This is a genomic window from Nocardia yamanashiensis NBRC 100130, assembly GCF_001613325.1.
Classification (GTDB): Bacteria; Actinomycetota; Actinomycetes; order Mycobacteriales; family Mycobacteriaceae; genus Nocardia; species Nocardia yamanashiensis.
In genome coordinates this window covers 627296-633613 of record NZ_BDCD01000002.1, presented here as the reverse complement: position 1 = coordinate 633613, position 6318 = coordinate 627296, and the positions used below count along the sequence as shown (strand labels likewise).

The window sequence follows — 6318 nt, the reverse complement described above, 5'->3', positions numbered from 1 at the left end:
GGGCCGGGAGGCGAGCGCCGGCGGCGGCGCGGATCCGGGCCAGCAGGATCAGGCCGATCCCGAGGGCCAGCGCGGTCAGGATGAAGTAGGCGCATTCGTGTGCGATGCCGTGCCCGCCGGACCTATGGTCGGCGGGAGCAGCGGCCGCGTGATCGGACGATGCGGCGCCGGAGTCGGCCGGGGAGGACACGACGACCGAGGAATGCGAGGGCATGGTTCCGGTGGCGAAAACGCCCGCGTGCATGGCCGCGATGCCGAGCAGCAACGTCAGCACGCCGAGCAGGCGAACCAGCCCGGTCGCCCGAATCGATGCGCGCTGGTCGACCACATTGCCAGGATAGCCAGGTATGAAATGAGCAGTTCATCCACCCCCTGGGGGTATGATGCGGACCACCCTTCGAACCATCCGGCCGGACATCCCGGGCGAGGTCGCGGAATCGGGCGGAAAGGCTTGTGCGGCAGCCCGTTCATATCTACTGTCTACGTACGTAGATCGTATGAAAGCCTGGTGCCGGGTGCTGCTCCGGCATCGGGCGCCGCCTCGGCGGCGTCTCCCGTGAGCGCGGGGGCGCGCATTCCCCTCATCTGCGCACCCCCGCGACTCCGGCCGGAAAGGAATCCCCATGATCGGTGCACACACCCTCCGCCGGACCCTGGTGATCGTCGCGATAACCGCGACGGGGCTCATCGCCCAGACCGCCGGGCCCGCGACCGCGGATACGCCCGAGTGCCGGCAGTGCACCCGCAGTCACGACGGCCTGCATCATGGCGGTGAGGGCAGGTTCAGCGGAAACGGTTCCGGCACAACCGGTTCCGGCAGCTCAGGACATGACGGACGCGGCAACGGCGGGCGCGGTGGCGGGCCGGGCAGCCACCGCTGACCCGATCGGCAGGCTGGCTCGGAGGCCAGCATGACCGCACTGCTGATCGGACTGGCCTGGGTGCTGTGCGCGGTGCCGCTGGCGGTGACCCTGGCGCGCATCTTCCGGCAATGAATCGCCGTCCGCCATGGTCGCGGTGTATGTGCTGGTGCGCCTTTCACCGATGTAGCGCTCACCACAAGGGGTCGCCGTACACCGGAACTGCCGCTGGCGATCCTGGGCCTGGAGGTGTTGGCCGCACCATTGCCGGTGCACCCACCCGCGCGCGGCCATAGACCGAGTCTATGAGTACATCGAATAGCGGTGGCTAGCGGGCAGTTTGCCTGAGCTGAAAAGTAGGGGATGAAGAGAAATCCCCTATGAAATCAGGAGAGATGTACACGCTGCTATTCGCTTCGATTCTGCTCTGCGTGCTGGCGGTGGTGCGGGATCGGCCGCGCCGCTATTGGATGTCGATGTGCGCCGCCACCCTGGCATTGTCGGTATTGGCGTGGCTGCCGCATATCGCGAGCCACCATTTCGGGATCGCCCTGTGAACGCCGCGGAATCGGGGTTGTCGCATCGCCTCGGATTGTGGTTCGCGCATCTGTACGTATTGGGAATGTGTGCGACTCTCGCGGGCGCGTACACCTTCCAATTCGTGCTGTGGGAGTACCCGTGCCCGATGTGCCTGTTGCAGCGAATGTTCTTCTTGCTCAGCGCGATCGGACCGACCTCGATCATCGTGAAATCGCGGAGGGGCACGGTGAGTACCCGGGAATTCGCCACCGGCTGGGGCTGGGCGATTCTCGTCGCCGTGCTGGGCGCGCTGGTGTCGGGTTCGCAGGTGCTCATGCACATCGTGCCGCCGGACCCCGGTTACGCCGGCGCGCTGTTCGGCCTGCATCTCTACACCTGGGCGCTGATCGCCTTCGTGGCCGCCGTGGCGGCGGGCGGGATTATGCTCTTCCTGACCCAGTTCACCGAACCCGCCACTGCCGCAGTCACTTCCGGCGCACTGCGCACCGCCGCACGGTTCACCCCGTGGATCCTGGCGCTGTTCGCGGGCACCAACCTGATCGCCTGTTTCTTCCTGCAAGGCTTGCACTGGAAGATGACCGGCGACCCCACCGGATACCAGTTCTTCACCGACCTGTTCGGATAGACAGCACGAAAACAGCTGCACGGCGCTGACTATGATCAGCCCGTGCAGCTGCTGTGGGGGAATCAGGCGTTCCGGCTGCTGTGGACGGCGCGCACGGTGTCGTTCCTGGGCGATTCGCTGAGCCTGGTCGCCTTGATGCTGTACGTGGCGAGCGAAACCGGCCAGGCGCTGGCGGTGGCAGCGCTGCTGCTGGTGGGTGACTTCGCACCGGCATTGCTGGGACCGCTGACCGGAGCCCTGTCGGATCGCTTCGACCGGCGGCGGGTCATGGTGAGTTGCGAACTGGCACAAGCGATCGTCATGTTGCTGATCGCCGTGTGGCTGCCGCCCCTCGGCCCGCTGCTGGTACTGGTGGGCGTGCGGGCCATCGCGGGCCAGATCTTCCAACCCGCTTCGCGCGCAGTTGTTCCCGGCTTGGTGCGCGATGACGAACTGGAAAGCGCCAATGCCGCAGTGGGATTCGGCACCAATGGCGGTGAAGCGCTCGGGCCGCTGGTGGCGGCCGGTCTATTGCCGTTCCTCGGGGTGCGCGGGGTGTTCCTGCTGGATGCCGCCAGCTTCCTGATCTCGGCGGCGCTGCTGCTCTTCCTGCCCGCAACTGCGCAGGGGGACAAAGAAACTCGCGGCTCGCTCTTAACGGAGACCAAAGCCGGACTGCGCTACATCGCGACCACTCCCCTGCTGCGCGCCCTCGGTCTCGGCTTCTTCGCGGTCGTCGCATGCAACGGCATCGACGATGTCGCGCTGGTCTTCCTCGCGAAAGACACACTGCACGGCGGCGATTCGGCGGTGGCGCTGCTGCTCGCCGCGGTGGGCATCGGCCTGCTGGCCGGGTACGCCCTACTCGCTCGCCCCCACTCGCGCCTGTCCATGCCCGTACTGCTCATCGCGGGTTTCGCCGTCAGCAGCGCCGGCAACCTGCTCACCGGTCTCGCCGGAGCGGTCGCCGCCGCCTTCGCCGTGCAAGCCGTTCGCGGCCTGGGCATCGCCGGAATGGACGTCGCCACCAACACTCTCGTGCAGCGCACCGTCCCCGCCGATCTGCTCGGCCGGGTCTTCGGCACCCTCTACGGCGCGATCGGCATCGCCGCCGCGCTCTCCTACCTCGGCGGCGGCCTGCTCCTCGACCACACCGATCCCCGCACCGCCTTCGTCGTCGCGGGCCTCGGCGGGCTCGCCGCCACCCTCGCCACCGCGCTCGCCCTCCGCCGCCGGTGACGCCTCCGTGAGTGGCACATCAGCGGGAAATTTGTCCGTATTTTCGACGGTGGTGTGCCGCTCGACGACCGGTTCGACGGGGGCGGCGGCGAGTTCGGTTCGGAGGGCCGCTATCTCGGCGGTGAGGTCGTCGCGGAGTTGTTCGCGTTCGCGGAGGCTGTCACGGAGGGAGGCGATGGTGTCCTCGAGGGAGGCCAGTTTCTGGTCGGCGCCCTTCAGGCGCCAGGCGATGACGGCGCGGCGGTCTACATCGGTGCTCGCCGAATGGACCCAGGTCAGGACGTGGTCGAGCCAGTCGGGCGGTTTGGGGGTGTCGGCGGGGGAATCCCAGCCGCGACGGTCGGCGGGTTTGGTGGAAAGCACCTGGTCGCCGTCGCGGGGCGAGACCATGTGGGCGCGGGTGAGTTTGCCGGCGCTGGTGACCGTGACGGTGATGCGGTAGACGCCCGCGAGATGCATGCGGAGTTCGGCGGTGCCGCGACCGTCGGCGTCGATGACGCCCAGCCAGGGACCTTCGGCGGTGACGATGATCGAATCGAGGACCTCGAGCTGCCCGACGCCGCGCCGCAGCCGGGTGACGCCGGCGCGTAGGTCCTCGGGTGTGGCGGACATCTGGTCCCAGTGCATCCGACCTCTATTTCCTCGTCGACCGATCCGGTGATACCTCTCGAACCTATACGGAACGGGTCCACCGGTCGCACGCGGCGGGTCCGGGCGAGTCGCCGCCGGTCGCGGCGGTCAGCCGAAGCGTTTGGCCTTGGTGGCCAGGGCGGATCTGCCGCGCGGGGTGATGCGCCAGCGGTTGCCGGGGGCGGTGGCGGTGATCAGGCCGCGCGCGGCGAGATGGGCGACGGCGTTCCGGGCGCGCCAGGTGGTGAGGGTGGCGGACTGCTGGATCTCGCGGATGGTCTGGGCGGCGCCGGGGCGCAGGGTGTACAGGACGGCGATCTCGACGGGAGTCATCGGCGGGAATGCGCTTTCGCTCGGAGGGGACGGTGACGGCCGGGTGCTTGCTCGGCGAGGCGGGGGATCTCGAGATGCCCGCCGTTGAGCAGGGGTAGGTGCAGTACCGGCGATTCGGTGGAGTGCGCGTCGCGGTAGAAGTCCCACCACGACTTGACGATGACCATCGAGCACAGCGCGATGATCAACAGAAGTGCCCATGCATCCCAAGACATTTCGATGCCTCCTCGCCGAAATCCTTTGTGGCAAATACTCGGTATCTGTCATTATTGGATTCGCCGGATTGTCATGGAAGATCCCGCGAGAAACTGGCTGGAAGTCCATTTTGAACCGGTCCGTGGTACCTCCTCCCCAGATAGCGAGGCTAAGAAATGGTCGGGTCCACAGTCCCTCGCAGAGCGTTCGGTCGGTATCTTCGCGGGCTTCGCGAACAAGCCGGAGTGACTCTCATGTCCGCCGGATTGGAAATAGACACTTCCAAGCAAACCATCCTCCGCATGGAGGACGGGCAACCGACCAAAGTCTCTACGCCCCAACTCAAAACACTGCTCGACCGTTATCGCGTCCGGCCGGAAGTCCGCGCCGAAGCGCTCCAGTTGTGGGACGAGGTACGGCAGCAAGCCAAGGCCGCACAGCTACAGGGCACCTACAAGGGCTGGTGGCAGGCATACGCCGACCAGTACGCACCGCACTTCGATCACTATCTGCGACTCGAGGATTCCGCGAACCGCATGACCACCCACCAGCTCGTGCTGGTCCACGGCCTGTTACAGACACCCGACTACCGGCGCGCGATCATCCAGGCCAGCATCCCGGATATCTCCCCCACCGACCTCGATCGGCGACTCGAGGTCGCGGCGCATCGACAGGAGCGGCTGACAGAGACCGGTTTTCGCTTCGAAGCCCTGCTCTCCGAGGCGGTGCCCCGGCATCTACCCGGCGGACCTGCGGTGATGATCGGTCAACTGCGGCGCCTGATCGAGATCGGCGAACAGGACAACATCTCGATCCGGATCGTGCCCTTCGCAGCGGGCATGCACGGCGGCCTGGTGGCCCTGTCCTTCACCCTGCTCGAATTTCCGCCGCTCGCAAGCCGTTTGGTCGAACCACCGGTCGCGTACATCGACGGCTCGGAAGGAGCGTTGTATCTCGAACACGCCGACGCGCTCGCCCGCTTCCGGCGCGCGATCACCGATATGCGCCACGTAGCATTGGACGAGGACGACACCAGAGATCTGATGGTGGCGCTAATCAAGGAGTACTCGGCATGATCGACAATCCGTCGGAAGCCCAGTGGTTCAAATCCTCCCGATCCGCCAATGCGTCGGAGTGCGTCGAGGTCGCCTTCCTCGACTCGGATGCCACGCGGGTCGGGGTGCGGGACTCGAAGGACCCCGGCGGCCCGGCGCTGGTGTTCTCCGGCGCGGACTGGGATCGGTTCCTCCGCCTCATCTGACCCTCCTGGGTGCGGCTACTTCGCAGCCGTCAGCGAGACCGCGTCGGCTGGGATCGTCTTGACCGAATGCACCGTCACGGTTTTCGCGGCGGGGTCCGGGAGCTGGAGCCGCCAGTCGTCGGCGGACCAGACGACCGTGGTGTCGGTGGCGGTGATGCTCGCGTCGGAGTACGTGGCGTAGACGGTCAATGCGGTGCGCGCCGGGTCGTAGGCGGTGATCTTGTACGCCGTGATGTGCGGGGCCACGGTCGGGTCGGTGGCGGCGGTGAGGGAGACCTGGACCCGGGCCAGGACCCACGCGTCCTTGCCGGGGCCCGGCAGCAGCGCGTTGGCGGCCAGGGTGGGCCAGACCGAGTCGGGGGCCAGGGACAGGCGGGCGCTGTGGTTGATGGCGGCGAGGGCCGCGCCCTGCGGAGTGTGGGCGTAGCCGAGGGGGACGGCGGCCAGCTTGTTGGGACCGTCCTCGCCGCCCAAAGGTAACTGGACGCCCTGATAGTTCTCCCAGCGCAGGTTCGCCGGGGCGCGCGCCGGATCCGGCGGCGGGGTCGTCGTGGCCACCTCGGCGGGATCGTTGCCGCCGCAGGCGGTCAGGGCGACGGCGGCGAGAACCGTAACGAGCAGTTGCTTGAAGTGTGCTGCGCGGGCGCGCATCGGAT

11 protein-coding genes are annotated in these 6318 nt (G+C 67.2%); 7 read left to right on the top strand and 4 right to left on the bottom strand.

The window, feature by feature from the left end; translation table 11 throughout:
* Positions 1-328: hypothetical protein (locus tag NY1_RS03050; RefSeq protein WP_084534578.1), on the bottom strand; the 328-nt coding region annotated here is incomplete at its 3' end.
* A 295-nt stretch (positions 329-623) separates the two neighbouring features.
* On the opposite strand from NY1_RS03050, the gene NY1_RS44130 reads away from it, so the two are divergent.
* The 5 genes from NY1_RS44130 to NY1_RS03030 all read left to right on the top strand — a co-directional run bounded on the left by NY1_RS44130 (position 624) and on the right by NY1_RS03030 (position 3834).
* On the top strand, positions 624-881 hold the full coding sequence (locus NY1_RS44130; RefSeq protein WP_067707671.1) for a hypothetical protein: 258 nt from the start codon (positions 624-626) through the stop codon (positions 879-881).
* Positions 882-1255: 374 nt separating this feature from the next.
* Entirely contained in the window at positions 1256-1417 is a 162-nt protein-coding gene (locus NY1_RS42590) for a hypothetical protein (RefSeq protein WP_157575228.1), read from the top strand.
* Positions 1414-2025: a disulfide bond formation protein B gene (locus NY1_RS03040; RefSeq protein ID WP_067707668.1), complete on the top strand. Its 612-nt coding sequence runs from the start codon at positions 1414-1416 to the stop codon at positions 2023-2025. Before NY1_RS42590 ends, NY1_RS03040 begins: the two co-directional genes overlap by 4 nt.
* Before the next feature lie 42 nt (positions 2026-2067).
* Entirely contained in the window at positions 2068-3243 is a 1176-nt protein-coding gene (locus tag NY1_RS03035; RefSeq protein ID WP_218028285.1) for an MFS transporter, read from the top strand.
* 54 nt (positions 3244-3297) lie between these two features.
* Positions 3298-3834 carry a hypothetical protein gene (locus tag NY1_RS03030; protein WP_067707666.1) on the top strand — a complete coding sequence of 179 codons (537 nt, stop codon included), beginning with the start codon at positions 3298-3300 and terminating at the stop codon, positions 3832-3834.
* A 147-nt stretch (positions 3835-3981) separates the two neighbouring features.
* Here the strand turns inward: NY1_RS03030 and NY1_RS03025 are convergent, their stop codons facing one another.
* Both NY1_RS03025 and NY1_RS03020 read right to left on the bottom strand, forming a co-directional pair.
* Positions 3982-4206 (bottom strand): hypothetical protein, encoded by a 225-nt coding sequence (locus NY1_RS03025; RefSeq protein WP_067707660.1) that lies wholly within the window; start codon positions 4204-4206, stop codon positions 3982-3984.
* The gene (locus tag NY1_RS03020) at positions 4203-4421 is read right to left on the bottom strand and encodes a hypothetical protein (RefSeq protein WP_157575227.1); all 219 of its coding nucleotides are present in this window, start codon (positions 4419-4421) and stop codon (positions 4203-4205) included. The genes NY1_RS03025 and NY1_RS03020 overlap by 4 nt, the downstream gene beginning before the upstream one ends.
* Before the next feature lie 156 nt (positions 4422-4577).
* On the opposite strand from NY1_RS03020, the gene NY1_RS03015 reads away from it, so the two are divergent.
* Complete coding sequence (locus NY1_RS03015; protein ID WP_084534577.1) at positions 4578-5477, top strand: helix-turn-helix domain-containing protein; 900 nt, start codon at positions 4578-4580, stop codon at positions 5475-5477.
* A complete protein-coding gene (locus NY1_RS03010) occupies positions 5474-5662 on the top strand; it encodes a DUF397 domain-containing protein (RefSeq protein ID WP_067707651.1) in 189 nt (62 codons plus the stop codon). The genes NY1_RS03015 and NY1_RS03010 overlap by 4 nt, the downstream gene beginning before the upstream one ends.
* Positions 5663-5677: 15 nt before the next feature.
* On the opposite strand, the gene NY1_RS03005 is transcribed toward NY1_RS03010, so the two are convergent.
* On the bottom strand, positions 5678-6313 hold the full coding sequence (locus NY1_RS03005; RefSeq protein ID WP_067707649.1) for a DUF8175 domain-containg protein: 636 nt from the start codon (positions 6311-6313) through the stop codon (positions 5678-5680).
* Positions 6314-6318 lie beyond the last annotated feature (5 nt).

Excerpts from the sequence above, each read along its gene's own strand:
- NY1_RS44130 (WP_067707671.1), top strand. The coding sequence starts at position 624 with ATGATCGGTGCACACACCCTCCGCCGGACCCTGGTGATCGTCGCGATA.
- NY1_RS42590 (WP_157575228.1), top strand. The coding sequence starts at position 1,256 with ATGTACACGCTGCTATTCGCTTCGATTCTGCTCTGCGTGCTGGCGGTG.
- NY1_RS03025 (WP_067707660.1), bottom strand. The coding sequence starts at position 4,206 with ATGACTCCCGTCGAGATCGCCGTCCTGTACACCCTGCGCCCCGGCGCC.
- NY1_RS03020 (WP_157575227.1), bottom strand. The coding sequence starts at position 4,421 with ATGTCTTGGGATGCATGGGCACTTCTGTTGATCATCGCGCTGTGCTCG.
- NY1_RS03015 (WP_084534577.1), top strand. The coding sequence starts at position 4,578 with ATGGTCGGGTCCACAGTCCCTCGCAGAGCGTTCGGTCGGTATCTTCGC.
- NY1_RS03010 (WP_067707651.1), top strand. The coding sequence starts at position 5,474 with ATGATCGACAATCCGTCGGAAGCCCAGTGGTTCAAATCCTCCCGATCC.
- NY1_RS03005 (WP_067707649.1), bottom strand. The coding sequence starts at position 6,313 with ATGCGCGCCCGCGCAGCACACTTCAAGCAACTGCTCGTTACGGTTCTC.